General features: G+C 71.8%; 18 protein-coding genes. 7 read left to right on the top strand and 11 right to left on the bottom strand.

Going from position 1 to position 21148, the window contains the following annotated elements; genetic code table 11:
* Positions 1-95 precede the first annotated feature (95 nt).
* Together A5481_RS11060 and A5481_RS11055 are read right to left on the bottom strand one after the other, a co-directional pair.
* Positions 96-914: an alpha/beta hydrolase gene (locus tag A5481_RS11060; protein ID WP_064503947.1), complete on the bottom strand. Its 819-nt coding sequence runs from the start codon at positions 912-914 to the stop codon at positions 96-98.
* Between the two features lie 119 nt (positions 915-1033).
* Positions 1034-2386, bottom strand: coding sequence for a dicarboxylate/amino acid:cation symporter (locus tag A5481_RS11055; RefSeq protein WP_048437149.1), 1353 nt, complete (start codon positions 2384-2386; stop codon positions 1034-1036).
* Between the two features lie 377 nt (positions 2387-2763).
* Between A5481_RS11055 and A5481_RS11050 the strand changes: the two genes are divergently transcribed.
* The gene (locus A5481_RS11050; protein ID WP_048437151.1) at positions 2764-4569 is read left to right on the top strand and encodes a sensor histidine kinase; all 1806 of its coding nucleotides are present in this window, start codon (positions 2764-2766) and stop codon (positions 4567-4569) included.
* Positions 4566-5906, top strand: a complete 1341-nt coding sequence (locus A5481_RS11045; protein ID WP_048437148.1) for a sigma-54-dependent transcriptional regulator — start codon at positions 4566-4568, stop codon at positions 5904-5906. The genes A5481_RS11050 and A5481_RS11045 overlap by 4 nt, the downstream gene beginning before the upstream one ends.
* 465 nt (positions 5907-6371) lie before the next feature.
* Here the strand turns inward: A5481_RS11045 and A5481_RS11040 are convergent, their stop codons facing one another.
* From A5481_RS11040 to A5481_RS11015, 6 genes are all read right to left on the bottom strand, one after another.
* Entirely contained in the window at positions 6372-7283 is a 912-nt protein-coding gene (locus tag A5481_RS11040) for an outer membrane protein (protein WP_064503946.1), read from the bottom strand.
* 248 nt (positions 7284-7531) lie between these two features.
* Complete coding sequence (locus tag A5481_RS11035; protein WP_048436164.1) at positions 7532-8857, bottom strand: bifunctional folylpolyglutamate synthase/dihydrofolate synthase; 1326 nt, start codon at positions 8855-8857, stop codon at positions 7532-7534.
* An 87-nt stretch (positions 8858-8944) separates the two neighbouring features.
* Complete coding sequence (gene accD / locus A5481_RS11030; protein WP_245239082.1) at positions 8945-9898, bottom strand: acetyl-CoA carboxylase, carboxyltransferase subunit beta; 954 nt, start codon at positions 9896-9898, stop codon at positions 8945-8947.
* Between the two features lie 47 nt (positions 9899-9945).
* Complete coding sequence (gene trpA, locus A5481_RS11025) at positions 9946-10767, bottom strand: tryptophan synthase subunit alpha (protein WP_048436163.1); 822 nt, start codon at positions 10765-10767, stop codon at positions 9946-9948.
* 108 nt (positions 10768-10875) lie between these two features.
* The gene (locus tag A5481_RS11020; protein ID WP_048436162.1) at positions 10876-11808 is read right to left on the bottom strand and encodes an ABC transporter ATP-binding protein; all 933 of its coding nucleotides are present in this window, start codon (positions 11806-11808) and stop codon (positions 10876-10878) included.
* Positions 11809-11828: 20 nt separating this feature from the next.
* Positions 11829-12128 (bottom strand): hypothetical protein, encoded by a 300-nt coding sequence (locus tag A5481_RS11015; RefSeq protein WP_048436161.1) that lies wholly within the window; start codon positions 12126-12128, stop codon positions 11829-11831.
* Positions 12129-12439: 311 nt separating this feature from the next.
* Between A5481_RS11015 and A5481_RS33420 the strand changes: the two genes are divergently transcribed.
* The 4 genes from A5481_RS33420 to A5481_RS11000 all read left to right on the top strand — a co-directional run bounded on the left by A5481_RS33420 (position 12440) and on the right by A5481_RS11000 (position 15992).
* The gene (locus tag A5481_RS33420) at positions 12440-12700 is read left to right on the top strand and encodes a hypothetical protein (RefSeq protein WP_156312034.1); all 261 of its coding nucleotides are present in this window, start codon (positions 12440-12442) and stop codon (positions 12698-12700) included.
* Positions 12700-13263, top strand: coding sequence for a hypothetical protein (locus tag A5481_RS11010; protein ID WP_048436160.1), 564 nt, complete (start codon positions 12700-12702; stop codon positions 13261-13263). The genes A5481_RS33420 and A5481_RS11010 overlap by 1 nt, the downstream gene beginning before the upstream one ends.
* A 146-nt stretch (positions 13264-13409) precedes the next feature.
* On the top strand, positions 13410-13745 hold the full coding sequence (locus A5481_RS11005; protein WP_048436159.1) for a DUF2293 domain-containing protein: 336 nt from the start codon (positions 13410-13412) through the stop codon (positions 13743-13745).
* A 60-nt stretch (positions 13746-13805) separates the two neighbouring features.
* On the top strand, positions 13806-15992 hold the full coding sequence (locus tag A5481_RS11000; protein WP_048436158.1) for a primosomal protein N': 2187 nt from the start codon (positions 13806-13808) through the stop codon (positions 15990-15992).
* A 12-nt stretch (positions 15993-16004) separates the two neighbouring features.
* Here A5481_RS11000 and A5481_RS10995 read toward each other — a convergent pair whose 3' ends face one another.
* The gene (locus A5481_RS10995) at positions 16005-16301 is read right to left on the bottom strand and encodes a hypothetical protein (protein WP_048436157.1); all 297 of its coding nucleotides are present in this window, start codon (positions 16299-16301) and stop codon (positions 16005-16007) included.
* Between the two features lie 195 nt (positions 16302-16496).
* Between A5481_RS10995 and A5481_RS10990 the strand changes: the two genes are divergently transcribed.
* Positions 16497-17435 (top strand): pirin family protein, encoded by a 939-nt coding sequence (locus A5481_RS10990; RefSeq protein ID WP_048436156.1) that lies wholly within the window; start codon positions 16497-16499, stop codon positions 17433-17435.
* 42 nt (positions 17436-17477) lie between these two features.
* Here A5481_RS10990 and A5481_RS32310 read toward each other — a convergent pair whose 3' ends face one another.
* Both A5481_RS32310 and glyA read right to left on the bottom strand, forming a co-directional pair.
* The gene (locus tag A5481_RS32310; RefSeq protein ID WP_082173399.1) at positions 17478-19484 is read right to left on the bottom strand and encodes a methyl-accepting chemotaxis protein; all 2007 of its coding nucleotides are present in this window, start codon (positions 19482-19484) and stop codon (positions 17478-17480) included.
* A 425-nt stretch (positions 19485-19909) separates the two neighbouring features.
* Positions 19910-21148, bottom strand: a 1239-nt coding sequence (gene glyA / locus A5481_RS10980) for a serine hydroxymethyltransferase (protein ID WP_064503945.1), incomplete at its 5' end; no start/stop codon positions are given.

Below are 21148 nucleotides of genomic sequence, written 5' to 3'. Positions count from 1 at the left end.
CTCGCCCGGGCCGCCCTCGGGGCCCAGGCGGTTGTCGCGGCGGCGTTAGCTTTAGGGCGGGAGGGGCGGGGCGGCGAGCCCCGCGAGATGCCGGATCAGCCCGTCGTCAGCCGCACCACCGCCTCGGTCAGCGCCCCGTCCGGCCGGATCATCTGGTCGAGCACGGTGAAATGGTCGTCGCCCGGAAGCGGCAGGAGGTCGCCGGGAAGGCCGGTCCCGGCCCAGGCGGCCTGGTAGACCTGCGATTGCCGGCACAGCTCCGGCAGCTCGTTCGCCCCGTAGGCCACCGTGAGGGGGCCGGCCTGGGCCGGCAGGTGCCGGATCGGCGAGAGCGCGACGACCTCGTCCTCGGTGAGGTGAAGCGCGTCGTCGAGCGCCGTGCGGCGGATCGGCGCGAGGTCGAAGACGCCGGAGATCGCCAAGCCGGCATCGACCTCCGGGCAGGCCATGGCGAGCGCCGCGAGGTGGCCGCCGGCCGACCAGCCCGAGACGACGAGGCGCGGCGGGGCGGCGTGGGCGCGCAGGGCGGAGAGCGCCGCCGGGATCTCGGCGCAGAGCGCCGTCATCGTCGCCTCGGGGCAGAGGGTGTAGCCGATCATCGCGACGTCGAGGCCGCGGGCGAGCGGGCCCGCCGCCAGCGCGGCGAAGCCGTCCTTGGCGTTGCGCTGCCAGTAGCCGCCATGGATGAAGGCGAGGAGCGGCGCGCCGGCCCGGCCGCAGCGATAGAGATCGACGCGCTGGCGCGCGCCCTCGCCGTAGGGCAGGTCGAGCTCGCCCGGATGCGCCTCCCGGACGGCCGCGCTGCGCTCGCGCAGGGCCGCCATCAGCGTGCTGCTGCCGGCGACCGCGCCGGAATTGTCGTAGGCCCTGGTCAGAGCCGCGCGGTCCATCCCGCGCCAGTCGCCGCCCGCCATCGTGGTCTCCCGAGAGAATGTCGCCGCGACGATAACCCGGAAAACCAAAGGGGCGGCCCCGCGCCGTGCGCAGGGCCGCCCCCATCGTAAGCCGGAGCCGTACGGCCCCGGATCGTGTCCTACTCGGCGGCCTGGAGGGCCGGAACCGGGACGATGTCTTCCAGCGGCATCGGGTTGCCGTCGAGGGCGGCCTTCAGGCGGTCCATGTCGACCTCACCCTCCCAGCGGGCGACCACGATGCAGGCCACCGCGTTGCCGATGAAGTTGGTGAGCGCGCGGCACTCCGACATGAAGCGGTCGATGCCGAGGATCAGCGCCATGCCGACGACCGGCACGGAGGGGACCACCGCCAGCGTCGCGGCCAGCGTGATGAAGCCCGAGCCGGTGACGCCGGCCGCGCCCTTCGAGGAGAGCATGGCGACGAGGAGCAGCAGCGCCTGCTCGCCGTAGGTCAGCGGCGTGTCCGTCGCCTGGGCGATGAACAGGGCCGCCATGGTCATGTAGATGTTGGTGCCGTCGAGGTTGAACGAGTAGCCGGTCGGGACCACGAGGCCGACGACGGGCTTCGAGCAGCCGGCGCGCTCCATCTTCTCGAGCAGCGAGGGCAGGGCCGACTCGGAGGACGAGGTGCCGAGCACCAGCAGCAGCTCCTCCTTGATGTAGCGGATCAGCTTGACGATCGAGAAGCCGTTGTAGCGGGCGACGAGGCCGAGCACGCCGAAGACGAAGATCGCCGAGGTCAGGTAGAACGCGCCGACGAGGTAGGCGAGGTTGGCGAGCGAGGCGATGCCGTACTTGCCGATGGTGAAGGCCATCGCGCCGAAGGCGCCGATGGGAGCGACCTTCATGATGATGTGGACGACGCCGAAGATCGCCTCGGACAGGATCTTGATGAAGTCGAGGACTGGCTTGCCGCGCTCGCCGAGGAACGCGAGGCCGAAGCCGAACAGCACCGAGAAGAACAGGACCTGCAGTATCTCGCCGCCCGAGAACGCACCCACCGCCGTCGACGGGATGATGTTCATCAGGAAGTCGGTGATCGTCTGCGTCTTCGCCTTCTCGGCGTACATCGCGATCTGCTTGGGATCGAGCGACTTCGGATCGATGTGCATGCCTGCGCCCGGCTGGACGAGGTTCGCGATGATCAGGCCGACGATCAGCGCCAGCGTCGAGAAGGTGAGGAAGTAGATCAGCGCCTTGCCGCCGACCCGGCCGACCTTCTCGAGGTTGGTCATGCCGGCGATGCCGGAGACCACGGTGAGGAAGATCACCGGCGCGATGATCATCTTGACGAGCTTGATGAAGGCGTCGCCGAGCGGCTTCATGTCGGCGCCGAGCTGCGGGTAGAAATGCCCGAGCGTGATGCCGATCGCGACGGCGACCAGGACCTGGAAGTAGAGGGTCTTGTAGAGCGGCTTCGGCTTCGGGGGCGCGTGCGGCGCGGTCAGCGGCGACGGGACGGTGGTGGCCATTGGACGTTCTCCCTGCATGGCTCGTGACGGGACGGCGTTGGCGGCGGCAGCCGCCGTGGCGCTCTTGCTCTTGGCCGCGAGGCGGACGCCTCGTGGCGGGTATCGACCTTTTCGCAGGCCTGCCGCGCACCGGCGGGCCGCGGACGGAGACACGATGGCAACCGGCGTGCCAGCCGGCGAAAGACCGAAATTTTTTGTTAAGTGCATACGAATAAAAGATTTTTTCAGACAGACGAGGAGACGCCCCGGTGGGACCGTCCGGCGCGCCGCAAAGCGGACCGGGAAACCGTGCGGAAATCCGCAAAGCCCCGGACGCCCCCCCGCCGCCCCGCCGGGCCGCCGGGGGCCTCTGGCGCGCCTGGGCGGGATCCCCGGCCCTGCCCTGGCTCCTGAGCCTCGCGGCGGTGCTGGCCGCCGCGCTGATCGCCGGCCGCATCGCCGAGCGGGCGGCGATCGGCGATCTGCGGCGCTCGGCCGCCGCGACCCTGGCGCTTCAGGTCGCCGCCTTCCGCACCGAGATCCAGAAGCAGGGCTCGCTGCCGCTGGCGCTGGCCAGCGATCCGGAGATCGCCGCTTCGGTGGGTCCCTCGCCGGATCCGGCCCTGATCGGCCGCGTCGACGAGCGCCTCGCCGAGATCGCCCGCGCCTCGGGCGCGGCGGTCATCTACGTCATCCGCCAGGACGGCAAGGCGGTGGCGGCGAGCAATGCCGGCGAGCCGGGCAGCTTCGTCGGCGCGGTCTATGCGTTCCGGCCCTACTTCCAGCAGGCGCTCGCCGAGGGGGCGGGGCGGCAATTCGCGCTGGGCACCGTCAGCGGCCGCGCCGGCCTCTATCTCAGCCGCCGGGTCGCGGGCCCCGGGGGCCGGGCCGGGGTGGTGGTGGTCAAGGTCGAGTTCGACGCCATCGAGGAGGCGTGGCGCAAGGCCGGGCGGGAGGGGGCCGAGACCGTGATGGTCACCGATCCCCGCGGCATCGTCCTGATGGCGAGCGAGCCGGCCTGGCGCTTCGGCACCCTGCAGCCGGTGCCGGACGAGGAGCGCCGACTGGTCCGCGAGCGGCTCGAATTCGGCGCCGCCCCCCTGGCGCCGCTGCCGCTCCACCCGGCCGCGGACGGGTACGGCCTGGTGCGGGTCGGCAGCGGCGCCCTGCCGGCGCGCCTCGCGCTGCCCCTCGACGCCGCCATTCCCGGCACGACCTGGCGGCTCCACACCCTGACGCGGATCGGCGTGGCCGTCGCGCGCGAGCGGGTGCAGGCCCAGGTCATCGCCGGCCTCGCGGTCGGCCTCGCCTGCCTCGGCCTCGCCGAGATCGTCGGCCGGCGCCGGCGCCTGCGGGCGAGCCTCGCCGAGGCGGCGGCGCGGCGCAGCGAGCTGGAGGAGCGGGTGCGGGCACGCACGCAGGCCCTCACCGAGGCCAACCGGCAGTTGAAGGCCGAGATCGCCGAGCGGCAGCGGACGGAGGCCGAGCGCCAGCGCCTCGGGCGCGAGCTCGCCCATGCCGGGCGCCTCGCCGCGCTCGGCCAGTTCGCCGCCAGCATGGCGCACGAGATCAACCAGCCGCTCGCGGCGATCCGCTCCTACGCCGACAATGCCGGCATCCTGATCCAGCGCGAGCGCTTCCCCGAGGCGACCGAGAACCTCGCCGCGGTCGGCCGCCTGACCGAGCGCATCGCCGGGCTGACGCGCCAGCTCAAGGGCTTCGCCCGCAAGGCCTCCGGGCGGCGCGACCCGGTGGCGCTGGACCAGGTGGTGCGGGCGAGCCTCGAGGTGGTGGAGGGGCGGCTGTCCGGGATCGACCTCGCCCTCGCGCTTCCCGAGCCGTCGCCTTATGTCCTGGGGGAGGGGCCGCGGCTGGAGCAGGTCGTGGTCAACCTGGTGCAGAACGCCCTCGACGCGGTCGGGAGCGTGAAGAATCCCCGCATCGCCGTGACGGTGCGGGTCACGGGGGAGCGCGCGGTGCTGGAGGTGGGCGACAACGGCGGCGGGCTGCCGGACGGGGGCGGGCAAGTCTTCGACGCATTCTTCACCACCAAGGCCAACGGCCTCGGCCTCGGCCTCGCGATCTCCCGCGGCATCGTCGAGGAGTGCGGCGGCACCCTCTCGGCCGGCGCCTCGCCCGAGGGCGGCGCCCTGTTCCGGGTCGAGCTGCCGCTGGCCCCCGCCGGGCAGGGAGCCGCCGCATGAGCGCCGCCTCGAACCGCGTGGTCTTCGTCGACGACGAGGAGGAGGTGCGCCGGGCCAACGGCCAGAGCCTCGACCTCGCCGGCTTCACCGTCGAGACCCATGCCGACGCCGAATCGGCCCTGCGGGCGATCCTCGCCGACCCGCCGGGCGTGGTCGTCACCGACGTGCGCCTGCCGGGGCTCGACGGGCTCGGCCTGTTCTCGGCCCTGCAGGAGGCCGATCCCGAATTGCCGGTGATCCTGATCACCGGTCACGGCGACATCACCATGGCGGTGCGGGCGATGCGCGCCGGCGCCTACGACTTCCTGGCCAAGCCCTATCCGGCCGAGACGCTGGTCGCCTCGGTGCGCCGTGCCCTGGAGCGCCGCCGGCTGGTCCAGGAGAACCGCAGCTTGCGCGCCCGCCTCGACGCCGCGGTGGCGGAGGACCCGGCCTTCCTCGGCGTCTCGCCGGCGATCACCCGCCTGCGCCTCTTCGTGCGCGAGGTGGCGCAGGCCGATGTCGACGTGCTGGTGCTCGGCGAGACCGGTTCGGGCAAGGAGGTGGTGGCGAGCGCGCTCCACCGCTGGAGCCGCCGGGCCAAGGGCCATTTCGTCGCGATGAATTGCGGGGCGCTCCCCGACACGGTGGTGGAGAGCGAGCTGTTCGGCCACGAGGCCGGCGCCTTCACCGGGGCGCTCAAGAAGCGGGTCGGGCGCATCGCGCATGCCGACGGCGGCACGCTGTTCCTCGACGAGATCGAGAGCATGGCGCTCACCATCCAGGTCAAGCTCCTGCGGGTACTGCAGGAGCGGGTGGTCGAGCCGCTCGGCACCAACGCGATCCAGCCCGTCGACATGCGGGTGGTGGCGGCCACCAAGATCGACCTCGGCCAGGCCGCCGCGCAGGGCACGTTCCGCGACGACCTGTACTACCGGCTGAACGTCGTCTCGGTGGCGATCCCGCCCCTGCGCGACCGGCGCGAGGACGTGGCGCTCCTGTTCGAGCATTTCCTGCGCAAGGCCGCCGCCCGCTTCAACCGCGAGCCGCCGCCGGTGACGCCGGCGATGCGCGAGCACCTGAGCCGGCACGACTGGCCCGGCAACGTGCGCGAGCTCGGCCACTTCGCCGAGCGCTGCGCGCTCGGCCTCTCGCCCACCGGCCCGGCCGTGCCCGAGCCCGCCAAACCCGCGACGCTCGCCGAGCAGATGGACCGCCACGAGCGCGGCCTGATTCGCGACGAGCTGATCATGGCCGGCGGCGACGTGCGGGTGGCGGCCGAGGCTCTCGGCACCCCGCGCAAGACCCTCTACGACAAGATCGCCCGCCACGGCCTCGACCCGAACGATTACCGGTAGACGGCAATCCGCCGTCTCGACGGGATCGAAACTCTCGCGGTCATCCCGGCACTCGGCATGGAGCCTGCTCGAGCGGTCCGTCTATCGATGAAATCTGGATAGCCAGGGAAGCTCGACGCACTCACCTCATCCGGAGGCGTTGGCCGATCACAGATCGACCGACCTCGAACAAGGACTCCAGATATCGGCGCAATCTCCGAAGCCCTCCACAGAGGCGTCCGCCGCGCTTCGGCACCTCAGGACGAGGTTGAGGGTTAGGATATATCCTGCCGTTTTGGGCTTCATGAAAGAAGAATCGGCTCGAAGAGGCTCTCACGACGACGCGGCGGATGATCGAAATCGTCGAGCCGGGCGCCAGACGCATCCACCATCCTGGCGGATACCCGCCGGAAGGTTGCCCCCAAACGCGAAGAGCCCGGCCGTGAGGCCGGGCTCCGCTCCGTCGAGAAGACGGAAGGTCGGATCTTAGTACGAGCCGAACTTGTAGTTCAGGCCGGCGCGGACGACCGCGAACTCGGTCTCGCGACGGTACAGGTTGGCCGGGCCGACCGACACGACGCCCGGCGAGAACACCGAGTACTGCGTGCCGTTGGCGGTCTGCGCGAACACGCCGTTGTTGCGGTTGCCCTGATCCAGGTTCACGTACAGGCCTTCGACCTTGAGGGTCACGGCCGACGAACGGAAGAAGTTCAGGAACGAGTCGGTGGGCAGAGCGTACTCGACGCCGCCGCCGACGACCCAGCCGGTCTGGAAGTTGTCGCGCGAGCTGTTGGTCAGGCCGAAGTCGCGACCGCCGCCCGAGCCGTAGGCGAAGCCGCCGGTGGCGTACACGAGGGTGCGGTCCCAGGCGTAGCCGAGGCGGCCGCGCACGGTGCCGAAGTAGTCCAGGCCCGAGATGCCGTTCGGGTTGAACACCAGGGTGCCGGGAACGATGCCGCCGCCGGCCGCGGTGGCGAAGGCGTAGCGGTTACGGCTGCGGCCGAAGTCGACGTACTGGGCGTCGGCCTCGATGCCGACGACCACGCCCGAGCCCGGGGTGAACTGGTAGTTGTAGCCGATCTGGCCGCCGCCGACGAAGCCGTCGTTGCTGTTGCGGTTGCCGAAGGCGAGCACGCCGGTGGTCGGCACGCCGGCGGCGGTCACGAACACGCTGCTGGCGGCGTTCACGCCGGCCGGCACGCCGACGACGGTCGGGGCGCGGGTGTCAGCGGTGTTGAAGCCGTAGCCGGCGTTGAAACCGGCGTAGAAGCCCGTCCAGGTGAAGACCGGCACCGGCGTGAAGACCGGCGGCGGGGCGACGCGACGCGGCAGATCGGCAGCCGAAGCGGCGGCGGTCAGCGCGGTGAAGGCAGCGAAAGCACTCAGGAGTTTCTTCATGATGGTCCCCAGCAGGTTCCCCGATCGAGAGGAAGCTAGACCATTTCCGCCGGGTACGATGTAGCAGTTCAGCCACATCGGTGCGGCAACGACACGAACCCCGCTAGCGACGACGGGAGAATGTCAAGCCTGCCGGCAAAGGATCCAGCGGATCCCACAGGCGGCCCCGGCGCCGTTTCGGGCAGCGACCGGCGCCCGTTCGGGCTTGCCCGGCGACGTGGAACGAGTCCGTCCGGGGGCGCTGGGCATCAGACCGGCGGGGTGCCGTTGGCGGCGAGGACGGCCCCGGCGAGGTAGAGCGAGCCGCAGATCAGCACCCGGGGCGGGCGCTCCCAGGCCCGGTCGCGCAGGGATGTCAGGGCCGCTTCGAGGCTCGGCGCCGTCGCGGCCGACAGGCCCACCCGCCCGGCGATCTCGGCGACCTCCTCGGCCGGCCGCGCCGCCATCTGGCCGGGCAGCGGCACCGCCACCAGGAAGCGGGCGAGGCCGGAGAAGTTGGCGAGGAAGCCCTCCGCGTCCTTGGTGCCGAGCAGCGCGGAGACCAGCACCAGGGGCGCGTCGCCGCGCTCCTGCAGGTCGGCCATCGCGGCGGAGAGGATGCGACCGCCGTCGATGTTGTGGCCGCCGTCGAGCCAGAGCTCCGAGCCCGGCGGGACGAGGCCGGCGAGCCGCCCCTGGCGCAGGCGCTGCAGCCGGCCCGGCCACTCGATGGCCGCGAGCCCGGCCTCGAACGCATCCGTCCCGATGTCGCCGAAGCCCGCGGCCCTGAGCGCCGCGATCGCCGTGCCGGCATTGACGATCTGGTGGCGCCCGGCGAGCTTCGGCCGGGGCAGGTCGAGGAGCCCGTCCTCGTCCTGGTAGACCAGCCGGCCGCGCTCCTCGTGGGCGGAGAAATCCTGGTTGCCGACCAGGATCGGCCCGGCCCCGACCGCCTCGGCCCGGGCGCAGAGCACCGCGTCGGCCTGGGCGTAGTCCTGCGGGGCGATCACTGCCGGGCAGCCGCGCTTGAAGATGCCGGCCTTCTCGCCGGCCACCGCCTCGACGGTGTCGCCGAGATATTCCGCGTGGTCGCGGCCGATCGGCGTCACCACGGCGCAGGCCGGGCGGTCGATCACGTTGGTGGCGTCGACCCGGCCGCCTAAGCCCACCTCGAGCAGCAGCACGTCGGCGGGGGCCTCGGAGAACAGCAGCAGGGCCGCCGCGGTGGTGATCTCGAACACCGTGATCGGCGCCCCGGCATTGACCGCCTCGCAGCGGGCGAAGGCCTCGGCCAGCCGCTCCTCCGGCACGAAGCGGCCGCCGCCGACGGCGCCGAGGCGGATGCGCTCGTGGAAGCGCACCAGGTGGGGCGAGGTGTAGACGTGGGCCGCGAGCCCGCCGGCCTCGAGGATCGCCCGCATCGTGGCGATGGTCGAGCCTTTGCCGTTGGTGCCCGCCACGTGGATCACCGGCGGCAGGCGCCGCTCGGGATGGCCGAGCGCCGCGAGGAGCCGCTCGATCCGGCCGAGCGAGAGGTCGATGGTGCGCGGGTGCAGCGCCAGGAAGCGCGCCATCAGGGCGTCGGAGGATTCCATCGGGGCGTTTTCCGTCGGTGCCCGCCGCCGGTCGTTCGACGGCGGGACGCGGGAGGGGTTCGGAGGCGGGCCCGCGCAGCAGGACCGTCAGGCCGGGATGGGCCTGGCCTCCGGCTTGTCGTCCGTCCGCTTGGTCTCCGTCCGGGTCTCCGCCGGGGCCGCCTCGGCCGCCGGGCCCTCCGCCGGCACCTGCATCAGCAGGCCGCACAGGCGCGCGATGGTGCCCTTGAGGTCGCGCCGGTGCACGACCTGGTCGACCATGCCGTGCTCCTTCAGGTACTCGGCGCGCTGGAAGCCGTCCGGCAGCTTCTCGCGGATCGTCTGCTCGATCACCCGCGGGCCGGCAAAGCCGATCAGCGCGCCCGGCTCGGCGAGGTGCACGTCGCCGAGCATCGCGTAGGAGGCGGTGACGCCGCCGGTGGTCGGGTTCGTCAGCACGACGACGTAGGGCAGGCGGGCGGCGTTGAGCCGGCGCACCGCCACCGTGGTGCGGGGCATCTGCATCAGCGACAGGATGCCCTCCTGCATCCGCGCCCCGCCGGAGGCCGCGAACAGCACGTAGGGGGTGCGCTTCTCCAGCGCCGTCTCGGCGCCGCGCACGAAGGCCTCGCCGGCCGCCATGCCGAGCGAGCCGCCCATGAAGCCGAAATCCTGCACCGCCAGCGTCATCGGCAGGCCGGCGACGCGGCCGAACCCGACCTTGAACGCATCGGTCATCCCGGTCTTGGCGCGGGCGTCCTTGAGCCGGTCGGCGTAGCGCTTCTCGTCGCGGAACTTCAGGGGATCGGCCGGCGCGTCGGGCAGCGGCACGTCGAGCCAGGTGCCCTGGTCGAACATCAGCTTCAGGCGCTGCTGCGCGGTGATGCGCAGGTGGTGCTCCGAGCCCGGGATCACCCAGCCGTTGGCCTCCACCTCCTTGTGGAACACCATCTGGCCGGTCTCCGGGCATTTCACCCAGAGGTTCTCCGGCGTCTCGCGCTTGAACAGCGTCTTGATCTTCGGGCGCACGACCTCGGAGATCCAGTTCATCGCCTCGACCATGATCGCTCCTCGGCCGTCGCTTCTCGATGGGGTCTATATGGGGGTGGTCAGCGGGCGCGGACGCCGGCGGCGAGCTCGCGCACCAGCCCGGTCACCGCCTCGACCGAGCCCGCGCCGGCCCGGCCCGCGCCGTCGAGGGAGCGGGCGAGCGCGTCGACGATCGCCGAGCCGACCACCACGCCGTCGGCGCCCCGGGCGATCGCCGCGGCGTGCGCCCCGGTCTTGACCCCGAAGCCGACCACCACGGGCAGGTCGGTGTGGCGGCGGATGCGCTCGACCGCGCCGGCGACGACGCCGAAATCCGGGGTCGCCGTGCCGGTGATGCCGGTGATCGAGACGTAGTAGACGAAGCCCGTGGTGTTCGCGAGCACGGCCGGCAGGCGCGCCTCGTCGGTGGTCGGGGTGGCGAGCCGGATGAAGGCGAGGCCGGCCTGGAGCGTCGGCAGGCAGAGCTCGTCGTCCTCCTCCGGCGGCAGGTCGACGACGATCAGCCCGTCGATGCCGATGGCCTTCGCCTCCTCCAGGAAGCGGGCGACGCCGTAGGTGTAGATCGGGTTGTAGTAGCCCATCAGGATCACCGGCGTGCCGGTATTCTCCTCGCGGAAGCGGCGCACCAGCTCCAGGGTACGGGCGAGGGTCTGGCCGCCCTTGAGCGCCCGCAGGCCCGCCGCCTGGATCGCCGGCCCGTCCGCCATCGGGTCGGTGAAGGGCAGGCCGAACTCGACGATGTCGGCCCCGGCCTCCGGCAGCGCGCGCAGCACCTGCAGCGAGGTCTCGGGATCGGGGTCGCCCGCCATCACGTAGGTGACGAGGGCGGCGCGTTCTTCCGCGCGGCAGCGGGCGAAGGTGTCGGCGAGGCGGGTGGACATCGGGGGCGACCTCGGGGGCGGCGTCGCGCGTCCGGAAAACGGCGCGCGTGCCGCGGACGGGCGGAACGGATCGCCGCGCCTACACCATCGGGGGCCGCAGATAAAGTTTCAGGCCGGCGACGGCCCGCCCGCCGCCGCGCGCAAGCCTGCGAGCGTCACCGAGCCGTCGCCGAGGCCGACCCGCTCGTGCCCGCTCGCGAGCATCAGCGCCAGCGCGTCCTTGAGCGAGGCATCGGCGCGCAGGCGCGGCGCGTCGCCGGCGGGGTCGGGCCCGGCATGGTCGCGGGCCGGCAGCAGCGAGAGGCGGCGCAGGAGCCGGTCGCCGCCGACGAACTCCGCCGCGAAGGCGTCGGCGGGGGCGGCGAGCAGGGTCGCGGGCGAAGCGACCTGGACGAGGCGCCCCTCGCGCATCAGCGCGATCGCGTCGCCCATCCGCACCGCCTCGTCGATGTCGTGGGTGACCATCAGCACGGTCTTCTTCAGGCGGCCGAGGATCCCCCGGACCTCGTCCTGCAGGCGGTTCCGCGCGACGGGATCGACGGCGCCGAACGGCTCGTCCATCAGCAGCACCGGCGGATCGGCGGCGAGCGCCCGGGCGACGCCGACGCGCTGGCGCTGCCCGCCCGACAGGGCGTCCGGCCGCCGGTCGCGGAACTCGCGCGGATCGAGGCCGACGAGGTCGAGCATCGCGTCGACCCGCTCCCGGATCCGGGCTCGGTCCCAGCCGAGGAGGCCCGGCACCGTGGCGACGTTCTGGGCCACGCTCCGGTGCGGAAACAGCCCGACGCCCTGGAGCACGTAGCCGATGCCCCGGCGCAGGGCGATCGGGTCGAGCCCGGCGACGTCGCGCCCCTCGATCCACACGCGGCCGGCGCTCGGCACGACCAGACGGTTGACCATCTGCAACGCCGTCGACTTGCCGCATCCCGACGGGCCGATCAGCACGCAGGTGGTACCGGCCTCGACCGTCAGGTCGAAGGCGTCGAGCGCCGGCCTTGCCTGGCCGGGATAGGTCTTCCCCGCGCCCTCGAAGCGGATCATCGGCGCGCCCTTCGCGACCGTCAGCAGCCGTGGCAGATCGACCCGAGGGTGCGCTTCATCCGGGCGTCCCAGGCCTTGTCGCGGGCCGCGGTGGCGGCCTGGGCCTTGCGGAGGGCGTCGCCCGAATCCGCCTTGGCCGGCGCGGGCTTCGCCGCAGCCTGCGCCCCGTCGACCCGGCGCGGCTGGCGCCGGCCGGCGGGCGCCGCCTCCGGCGCGGTCACGCCCGCGGACGGGGTGCCGAGCGGGGCGGGGGTCTCGGTCTGCGCCGAGGCGGCGCCGGCGGCGAGGACGAGAAGGGTGGCGGCGAGGAGAGGGCGCATGGCGGAGGGGTCTCGGGGCCGCCGGCGGGGTCGCGGGGGCCGAAAAAGAGTGTTCGCGCGCACCTTTGCATTTTTCGGCCCGGAGGGACACCGGCGCGGATCGGCGCAGCCGGGCCGGCGGAGCGGCAGGGAGTCCGGTCGATGCGGCCTTCGCGGCCCCGGATTGACGCGGATTGCCGACGTTCGTCGCCCGCCCTGCCGCGACGGCACCGCGATCGGTCGCATCCGCCTCAAAAGTGAGGTAGCTTGGAGAGACGAAGACGCCGATCGGTACGAGCGGTCGGCGTGCATGAGAACCGGATGCAGCGTCGATGAAGCTCGCCGACCCAGACGAATTGCGAACGATCGTAAGTTCCATCGTGAGCAGATCGGCTCATGCGAGCCTGTTCAACGGAGCAGATATCGACGCCGACAATGACAGCGACGACGGGGATTTTATCAGAATTGTCATTCATTTTAACAATCTCGACGATCTTTCCGAAGACGACGTCGATACGATCGTCTCGTCTATCGAGAATGCCGTTATAAGGAAAGACGATCGTTTTCCCAGCGTTCGATTTTCAGAGCCTTGATGTCTGATTTGTCAGACGATCTCCTGTCTGCCTCGAAACAGCTCATCGAGAGGAAGGCGGGCCAGAAAGGCCCTCTGAAGGCGGCCTTCATCAGGCGCAGCATATCGACGACGTATTACGCATTATTCCATTTTTGCTTGGACGAAACAGCCTTGCGCCTCGTCGGCACGAGCAGCGATCTTCGCCCGATGCGCAGGGCCTATATCAGAACGTTCACGCATACGGGATTGACGACCGCCTTCGGGAAACTCAAAGGCGCCAGCCTCGACCCGTCGATCGACATCTTGTTTCGTCGCCCGGCAACCCCTCCCGGGCCGATCGCAACGCCGGCTTTCATTCGGCAAATCGCCACGGCCTACCTCGATGCGAAGGCCAAGCGCGAGGATGCAGACTACAACCTCAACGAGCCGTTGAGCGCAACGGACGCCAGTCAGCTGCACCGCAGGGTCCGACTGGCCATGCAGGCCTGGGAGCAAGCCACGACGCCGGCAGACCGCGATACCAAACACGCCCTGGCTCTCCTGCTCTCGTTGAAAGGCCAGATCCGCAAGGATCAACAATGACGTCATACGCCGTCCGGCTCTCTTCCTCCGCCGACGGCGATGCACCCGCCGCCAACATCACGGCCGCTGCCCACCGGCCAGCCCCGGGGGTGACAGAACAACCCCGCTCCGGCAGGGTCCCCCTCCTGTCCGCGTCGAGACCGCCGATGACCCGCCCCGATCCGCGCCCGTCCGCTCCCCCGACGCGCCGCGAGGCCGTGGCGGCGGCGCTGTCCCGCCTCGCCCCCCGGGTGCCGGACTTCGAGGCGGAGGCGATCGTCGACCGGGCGCTGGCGAGCACCGGCCTGCGGGGCGCCGCCCCCGAGACCGCCGCCTGGCTCGGCATGGTGTCGTATGCCCGCCACGTCTTCACCGAGTACGATTCCCTCCTGGAGGAGGGCTACGACCAGGACAGCGCCCGCCACTTCGTCCTCGACGACCTCAACGCGGTGCTCGCCGAATGGGGCGTGCGCCGGCGGATCGGCGAGGACGAGGAGGCGTGAGCGCCGCGGCGTGGCCGTTCCTATATACGGGCTCACGCACCGCCCGATGCCGAAGTCCCGATGACCGCCCCGATCGCCGACGTCCTGATCCCGCTCGCCCTCGACCAGGCCTACAGCTACGCCGTGCCGCCCGAGCTCGCCCTCCAGGAGGGCGACGTGGTGCAGGTGCCGCTCGGGCCGCGGGAGACCGTCGGGGTGGTGTGGGCCCTGCGCGACGGCGCCGGGTCCAACCTGCGTCGCGTCAGCGGGCGGATCGGCGTCGAGGCGCTCAGTCCTGCGCTGCGCCGCCTCGTCGAGTGGATCGCCCGCTACACCCTGGCGCCGAAGGGCTCGGCGCTCGCCATGGCGCTCCGCCTGCCGGAGGAGAGCCGCACCGAGACCGCCAAGGTCGGCGTGCGCGCGACCGGGATGCCGCCGAGCCGGATGACCCCGGCCCGGGGCAAGGTGGTGGCGGTGGCGGCCGACGGCGCGGTGCGGGGCAAGCGGGCGCTGGCGCTCGAGGCCGGCGTCAGCGCCGGGGTGATCGACGGGCTGATCGACGACGGGGTGCTGGAGACCGTGGCGCTCGCCCCCGACCGCGTCGCCGAGCCGCCGGACCCCGACCACCCGCACGATCCCCTCTCCGGGCCCCAGGCCGAGGCGGCACGCGCGCTCATCGCCACGCTCACCGCGCCCCCGGCCGCGGGCGGGGAGGCCGGGGAGGGCGGCGTGACCCTCCTCGAGGGCGTCACCGGATCGGGCAAGACGGAGGTCTATTTCGAGGTCGTGGCCGAGGCCCTGCGCCGGGGCATGCAGTCGCTCGTGCTGATGCCCGAGATCGCGCTCACCGCCCAGTTCCTCGACCGCTTCGCCAAGCGCTTCGGCGTCAGGCCCGCCGCCTGGCATTCCGGAATCGGCGGGCGCCGGCGCGAGAAGATCCGGGCCGGCGTGGCGTCGGGCGAGGTGCAGGTGGTGGTGGGCGCCCGCTCGGCCCTGTTCCTGCCGTTCGCCAAGCTCGGCCTCATCGTCGTCGACGAGGAGCACGAGGGCGCCTACAAGCAGGATGACGGCGTCTGCTACCACGCCCGCGACATGGCGGTGGTGCGCGGCAAGCTCGAGCACGCCGCCGTGGTGCTGGCCTCCGCCACGCCCGCGATCGAGACCCGGGTCAATGCCGAGCGCGGCCGCTACCGCCGGGTGGTGATGCCCGAGCGCTTCGGCGGACGGCGCCTGCCGGAGATCCGCGCCATCGACATGCGGGGCGAGAAGGTGCCGCGCGGGCGCTACCTGTCGCCGAGCCTGGTCGCGGCCATCGCCGAGACCAACGGGCGGGGCGAGCAGGCGCTGCTGTTCCTCAACCGCCGCGGCTACGCCCCGCTGACGCTCTGCCGCGCCTGCGGCCACCGCTACCAATGCCCGAACTGCTCGACCTGGCTCGTCGAGCACCGCTTCCGCCGGGCGCTCGTCTGCCACCATTGCGGCCATGCCGAGCGGCGCCCCGAGGCCTGCACCGAGTGCGGCACCTTCGACAACCTCACCGCCTGCGGGCCGGGGGTCGAGCGGATCGCCGAGGAGGTCGCCGCCACCTTCCCGGACAAGCGCGTGATCGTGCTGTCGAGCGACTTTCCCGGCGGGGCCGAGCGGCTGCGGGCGGAGCTCCAGACCGTGGCCGACGGCGGCTGCGACATCGTCGTCGGCACCCAGCTCGTCGCCAAGGGCCACAACTTCCCGCACCTGACCCTCGTCGGCGTGCTCGACGCCGATATCGGGCTCACCTCGGGCGATCCCCGCGCCGCCGAGCGCACCTTCCAGCTGCTGCAGCAGGTGACCGGCCGGGCCGGGCGCGGCGAGAAGCCGGGTCGGGCGCTGGTCCAGACCTTCCAGCCCGAGCACCCGGTGATCGCCGCGCTCATCTCCGGCGATGCCGAGCGCTTCTACGCCGAGGAGACCGCCGCCCGCGAGGTCGCCGGCCTGCCGCCCTTCGGGCGCCTCGCGGCCCTCGTCATCTCCTGCACCGATCGCGAGGCGGCGGAGGCCCACGGCCGGGCGCTCGCCCGCGTCGCCGAGCCGCCGCCGGGCGTGATGGTGCTCGGCCCCGCCGAGGCGCCCCTGGCGCTGGTGCGCGGCCGCTACCGCTTCCGCCTGCTGGTCAAGACCGAGCGCGAGATCGACCTCCAGGGCTACCTGCGCGACTGGCTCGCGCGGGGGCCCAAGGTCCGGGGCAATCTCAGGGTCGGGATCGACGTCGATCCGCAGAGCTTCCTGTAGTCGCCGCCGCGCTCAGGCCACCCGCTGCGAGGCCGGGATCCCGGTGCGGCCGTGCGCGCATCCGAACAGCTCGTTGAGCTCGGCCCCGACCGCGCGGGCGATGCGGGTCGAGGCCGCGCCCTCGGCCCGGTCGGCGACGATGGTTCGCAGCGCGTCCGCGGTGCGCTTCTCGACGGCGTAGAACAGGCTCTCGGCCGCCTTGGCGTTGGCGCTCAAGAGCACCGCGGCGAGGTCGCGATAGGCCTCCCGCAGAAGGTGATGGGCCAGGTGCTCGGCCGCCCGCTCCTCCGTCAGCGCTTCATCGCCCATGGCTTGAAACCTCCTGCCTATGATCGCACAGCGTGCAGCATCGGGATTGCGCGGAGCTTGCCCGGCAAAAATCGAAACGATGTGTTTCGATCGTTTCCATTCTCAACCCGTCGATACGGTCGCACAGTACGGGTGGCGATGTCGGCCGGCCCGGGCGGGTCCGGCCGCGCCGCGGGCGAGGAAGGAGCAAGAGCGATGAGCTGGCACAGTGCCGACGATCCGGTCCCGGGCGACCGCTTCAGCTGCGACGCGATCCAGAGCCTGATCGTGCCGCGCTCGCGCGACCTCGGCTCCTTCGCGGTCCGGCGGGCGCTGCCCTCGACCGAGTGCCGGATGGTCGGCCCGTTCATCTTCTTCGACCAGATGGGGCCGTCGGAATTCCTGCTCGGCCAGGGCATGGACGTGCGGCCGCACCCGCATATCGGGCTGTCCACCGTCACCTACCTGTTCGACGGCGAGATCATGCACCGCGACAGCCTCGGCACCGCGCTGCCGATCCGGCCGGGCGAGCTGAACTGGATGACCGCGGGGCGCGGGATCACCCATTCGGAGCGCACCGGCGACACCCTGCGCCAGACCGGCTCGCGGTTGTTCGGCCTCCAGAGCTGGGTCGCCCTGTCGGCGCGGGACGAGGAGACCGCGCCGGCCTTCGAGCATTACGACGCCGCGTCGCTGCCGATCGTCTCGGGCGAGGGCAAGACCGTGCGGCTGATCGCCGGCGAGGCCTACGGCGCACGCTCGCCGGTGCGGACCTCGACCCCGATGGTCTATGCCGACGTGGCGCTCGAGGCAGGCGCGGTCCTGCCGCTCGATCCGGCCTACGACGAGCGCGCCATCTACACCGTGTCGGGGGCGATCGAGATCGCCGGCGACGGGTTCGGCCCCGGCCAGCTCCTGGTCTTCCGCCCCGGCGACCGCCTCAGCGTGCGGGCGACGCAGGATGCCCGCTTCATGGTGCTGGGCGGCGAGCCGATGGACGGGCCGCGGCACCTGTGGTGGAACTTCGTCTCCTCGCGGCCCGAGCGGATCGCCCAGGCCAAGGAGGATTGGCGCCAGGGCCGGTTCGACACGGTGCCGAACGACGCCGAGTTCATCCCGCTGCCCGAGGATCCCCCGCCGGTGCGCTACCCGTGACAGGGACGTGCCGCCGGGGAGGGGATCACCGGCGGCGGCGGGTCACGCCGCCTGGATGTCGTGCAGGAAGCCGTCGACCTCGTGCTTGAGGCTGAGCGACTGCGTCGCGAGCTCGGCGGCCGCCGCGAGCACCTGGCCGGCGGCGTTCCCGGTCTCTCCGGCCGAGGCCAGCACGCGGGCGACGTTCTCCGACACGTCCCGGGTGCCGTGCGCCGCCTCGCTCGCGTTGCGGGAGATTTCGCTCGTCGCCGCCGCCTGCTGGGTCACCGTCGAGGCGATGGCGGCGCTGATCTCGGTCATCCCGGCGATCGTGCGCCCGACCTGCCGCAGCGCCTGCGCCGCCCGGCCGGTCGCGGCCTGGATCGACGCGATCTGGCCGCCGATCTCGTCGGTCGCGCGGCTCGTCTGGCCGGCGAGCTGCTTGACCTCGGCGGCCACGACCGCGAAGCCGCGGCCCGATTCGCCGGCCCGCGCCGCCTCGATCGTGGCGTTGAGCGCCAGCAGGTTCGTCTGCGCGGCGATCGACGAGATGGTGGTGACGGCGGCCCCGATCTGCTCGGCGGCGGTGCTGAGGCCCGCCATCGCGTCGCCGGTCGCCTCGGCCTCCTGCAGGGCGAGGCCCGCGACGTCGTTCGAGCGCAGCACCTGGCGCTCGATCTCCTGCAGCGACGAGACCATCTCCTCGGCCGCCGCCGCCACGGTCTGGACGTTGACCGCCGTCTGCTCGGCCGCGGCGCTCGAGGCCGTCGCCTGGCCGCTGGTGTCGTCGGCGACCCGGGTCATCGCCCGGGCGGTGGCGTCGAGCTCCGTCGCCGCCGAGGTGACGATGCCGAGCGAGCCGGCGATCCGCTGCTCGAAGCCGCGCACGAGCTGGTCGACCCGGGCCGCGCGCGCCGCCCGGCGGTGCTGCTCGGCCTCCTGCTCGCCCGTCAGCGTGTCGGCCCGATGGGCCTTGTCGCGGAAGACCGTCAGGGCCGCGTTGATCCGCCCGATCTCGTCGGACCGCGCGGTGTCGTCGATCGCGACGTCGTAGCGGCGCTCGATCAGCGCCTCGATCGTCGCCAGGCACCGCTCCAGGGGCGCCTTGATCAGGCCGCGCGACGCGGCGAAAAGCACCCCGATCAGCACCGTCAGGATGACGAACCCGGCCAGCGCGGTCTCCAGGATGCGCGCGTAGATCGGCCGGGTGAAAGCCTGCGCCGGCACGTCCATGACGAGCGCCCAGGTCGCGTTCATGCCGGGCTGGGTAAAGGGATAGACGAGGCGGACCGAGCCGTCCGGGCTGCCGCTCAGGACGCGGGTGCGCCGATCCGAGAGGGCCGCCTTGATCTCCGCCGGGTCGATGCCGTCGTAATCCTTCATCAGCAGGTCGTTTCGCGGCGGGACGATCCACTTGCCGGCCTGCGACAGCATCATGACGCGCCCCCCCTCGAAGGGACGCATCGCCGACAGCATGTCGGCGAGCCAGGTCAGGCGGATGTCGACGCCGGCAAGCCCGACGACGGCGCCGTCCACCGTGAGGGGAACGGAGACCGAGGTGACGAGCTGCCCCTGGCTGGTGACGTAGGGCTCGACGAGCAGGCTTGTTCCAGAAGCGATCGGATCGCGGTACCAGGCCTGGTTCGCGTCGATCGGGAAGGTCGCGAAAGCCAGCTTGCCGTCGTCCTGCTTGGTCCAGTACGGCGTGAACACGCCCGCCGCATTGGCGGCTCCGGTGCCGGTCAGGTACCGCTCGGTGCGCCTGTCCGTCGTGTCCGACATCCAGGCGCCGAACAGGTTCGGATAGTGCTGGAGCACGGACCTGACCGCGGCGACCGTATCGGTCTTCCGGACCGGCCCGCTGCCCATGAAGCCGGAGAGCGTGCTGGCCAGTGCGTTGCCGGCCGAGACGGCATCGACGATCTGGATCGAGGTCTGTGCCGTAGCGCTCGACGCCTTCTCGCCGGCGATCTCGAGAATCTGCTCACGGGCGAGTTGGGCGGCATTCCAACCGGAAATGCCGACGAAGCCGAACAACGTCATGCCGATCGCCGAACCTGCGATCAGCATGAGCTTGTTGGCCAGATTCCACCGAATGCCCACGCGCAACACCTATGAATTTAATCCATCAATATTTTTTTATAAAAACCTTAACGCTTAGTAAATAAGATCGAGAGATTGAATTTGCAGCGACTTCTCCTCGGTCACCGCGAGGGTAGATTACCGTAACACCAAGATCCCAACGATCGGGTGCAGCGTCGCAGCGGCGACCCGCCTACGAGGCGAGATCCTGTACCGCGGCCCCTTCGAACCGACATGTTCGAGGGGGCCCGGCGAAGCGGTATCGACGAACCGGTTTCGCGGGCCGCCGCCGGTGGGGGAGCCGCGTTGTGCGTTGTCGCTCGTCGCCCCGAGCGAGAACGATCAGTCGGGGAGGCGACGGGCGACGCCCCCGAAGCCCGGCGGTCACCGGGCTCCGGCGGGCCCGTCCGGCGTCAGGCGTAGATCGGGAAGCGATCGGTGAGGGCGTGGACCTCGCGCTTGGCTTGGCTCTCGGCCGCCGCATCCCCGGCCTCGCCGGCCCGGTGCAGGCCGTCGAGCACCTGCACGATCAGCGCGCCTACCGCCTTGAACTCCGCGACCCCGAAGCCCCGCGACGTCGCCGCCGGCGTGCCCAGCCGGATGCCCGAGGTCACCGTCGGCTTCTGCGGGTCGAACGGCACGCCGTTCTTGTTGCAGGTGATGCCCGCCCGCGTCAGCGCCGCCTCCGCCGCCTTGCCGGTCAGGGCCTTGGCGCGGAGATCCACCAGCATCAGGTGGTTGTCGGTCCCCCCCGACGTGATGTCGTACCCGCCCGAGATGATCGTCTCGGCCAAAGCCTTGGCGTTCTCCACCACCTGCCGGGCGTAGAGCTTGAACTCCGGCGTCAGCGCCTCGCCGAACGCCACCGCCTTGCCGGCGATCACGTGCATCAGCGGACCGCCCTGCAGCCCGGGGAAGATCGCCGAGTTCAGCTTCTTGGCCAGCGCCTCGTCGTCGGTCAGGATCATGCCGCCGCGCGGGCCGCGCAGGGTCTTGTGGGTGGTCGTCGTCACCACGTGGGCGTGCGGGAACGGCGAGGGATGCACCCCGCCCGCCACCAGGCCGGCGAAGTGGGCCATGTCGACGAAGAACACCGCGCCGACGCTGTCGGCGATCGCGCGGAACCCGGCGAAGTCCCAGTGGCGCGGGTAGCCCGAGCCGCCCGCGATGATGACCTTGGGCTTGTGCTCGTGGGCGAGGCGCTCGACCTGCTCCATGTCGATGCGCTGGTCGTCGCGGCGCACGGTGTAGGAGACCGGCTTGAACCACTTGCCCGAGACGTTGGGGGGCGCGCCGTGGGTGAGGTGGCCGCCGGCGGCGAGGTCGAGGCCCAGGAAGGTGTCGCCCGGCTGCATGGTGGCCATGAACACGGCCTGGTTGGCCTGGGAGCCGGAATTGGGCTGGACGTTGGCGAAGCCGCAGCCGAACAGGCGCTTGGCGCGCTCGATGGCGAGGGTCTCGGCGACGTCGACGAACTCGCAGCCGCCGTAGTAGCGCCGGCCGGGATAGCCTTCGGCGTACTTGTTGGTCAGCACCGAGCCCTGCGCCTCGAGCACGGCGCGCGAGACGATGTTCTCCGAGGCGATCAGCTCGATCTCGTGCTGCTGGCGCCCGAGTTCCTGCGCCACCGCCCGGGCGATCTCGGGATCGGC

This window comes from Methylobacterium platani, assembly GCF_001653715.1.
GTDB lineage: Bacteria > Pseudomonadota > Alphaproteobacteria > Rhizobiales > Beijerinckiaceae > Methylobacterium > Methylobacterium platani.
Note: the sequence above shows the minus strand (reverse complement) of the source record. Positions and strands in the feature narration are given on the sequence as shown.

Bases quoted from the DNA above. Each gene is read 5' to 3' on its own strand.
- A5481_RS11005 (WP_048436159.1), top strand. From the start codon at position 13,410: ATGACCCGCCCCGATCCGCGCCCGTCCGCTCCCCCGACGCGCCGCGAG.
- A5481_RS10995 (WP_048436157.1), bottom strand. From the start codon at position 16,301: ATGGGCGATGAAGCGCTGACGGAGGAGCGGGCGGCCGAGCACCTGGCC.
- A5481_RS11035 (WP_048436164.1), bottom strand. From the start codon at position 8,857: ATGGAATCCTCCGACGCCCTGATGGCGCGCTTCCTGGCGCTGCACCCG.
- trpA (WP_048436163.1), bottom strand. From the start codon at position 10,767: ATGTCCACCCGCCTCGCCGACACCTTCGCCCGCTGCCGCGCGGAAGAA.
- A5481_RS11055 (WP_048437149.1), bottom strand. From the start codon at position 2,386: ATGGCCACCACCGTCCCGTCGCCGCTGACCGCGCCGCACGCGCCCCCG.
- accD (WP_245239082.1), bottom strand. From the start codon at position 9,898: ATGGTCGAGGCGATGAACTGGATCTCCGAGGTCGTGCGCCCGAAGATC.
- A5481_RS33420 (WP_156312034.1), top strand. From the start codon at position 12,440: ATGAAGCTCGCCGACCCAGACGAATTGCGAACGATCGTAAGTTCCATC.
- A5481_RS11020 (WP_048436162.1), bottom strand. From the start codon at position 11,808: ATGATCCGCTTCGAGGGCGCGGGGAAGACCTATCCCGGCCAGGCAAGG.
- A5481_RS11045 (WP_048437148.1), top strand. From the start codon at position 4,566: ATGAGCGCCGCCTCGAACCGCGTGGTCTTCGTCGACGACGAGGAGGAG.
- A5481_RS11015 (WP_048436161.1), bottom strand. From the start codon at position 12,128: ATGCGCCCTCTCCTCGCCGCCACCCTTCTCGTCCTCGCCGCCGGCGCC.
- A5481_RS32310 (WP_082173399.1), bottom strand. From the start codon at position 19,484: ATGCTGATCGCAGGTTCGGCGATCGGCATGACGTTGTTCGGCTTCGTC.
- A5481_RS11000 (WP_048436158.1), top strand. From the start codon at position 13,806: ATGACCGCCCCGATCGCCGACGTCCTGATCCCGCTCGCCCTCGACCAG.
- A5481_RS11040 (WP_064503946.1), bottom strand. From the start codon at position 7,283: ATGAAGAAACTCCTGAGTGCTTTCGCTGCCTTCACCGCGCTGACCGCC.
- A5481_RS10990 (WP_048436156.1), top strand. From the start codon at position 16,497: ATGAGCTGGCACAGTGCCGACGATCCGGTCCCGGGCGACCGCTTCAGC.
- A5481_RS11060 (WP_064503947.1), bottom strand. From the start codon at position 914: ATGGCGGGCGGCGACTGGCGCGGGATGGACCGCGCGGCTCTGACCAGG.
- A5481_RS11010 (WP_048436160.1), top strand. From the start codon at position 12,700: ATGTCTGATTTGTCAGACGATCTCCTGTCTGCCTCGAAACAGCTCATC.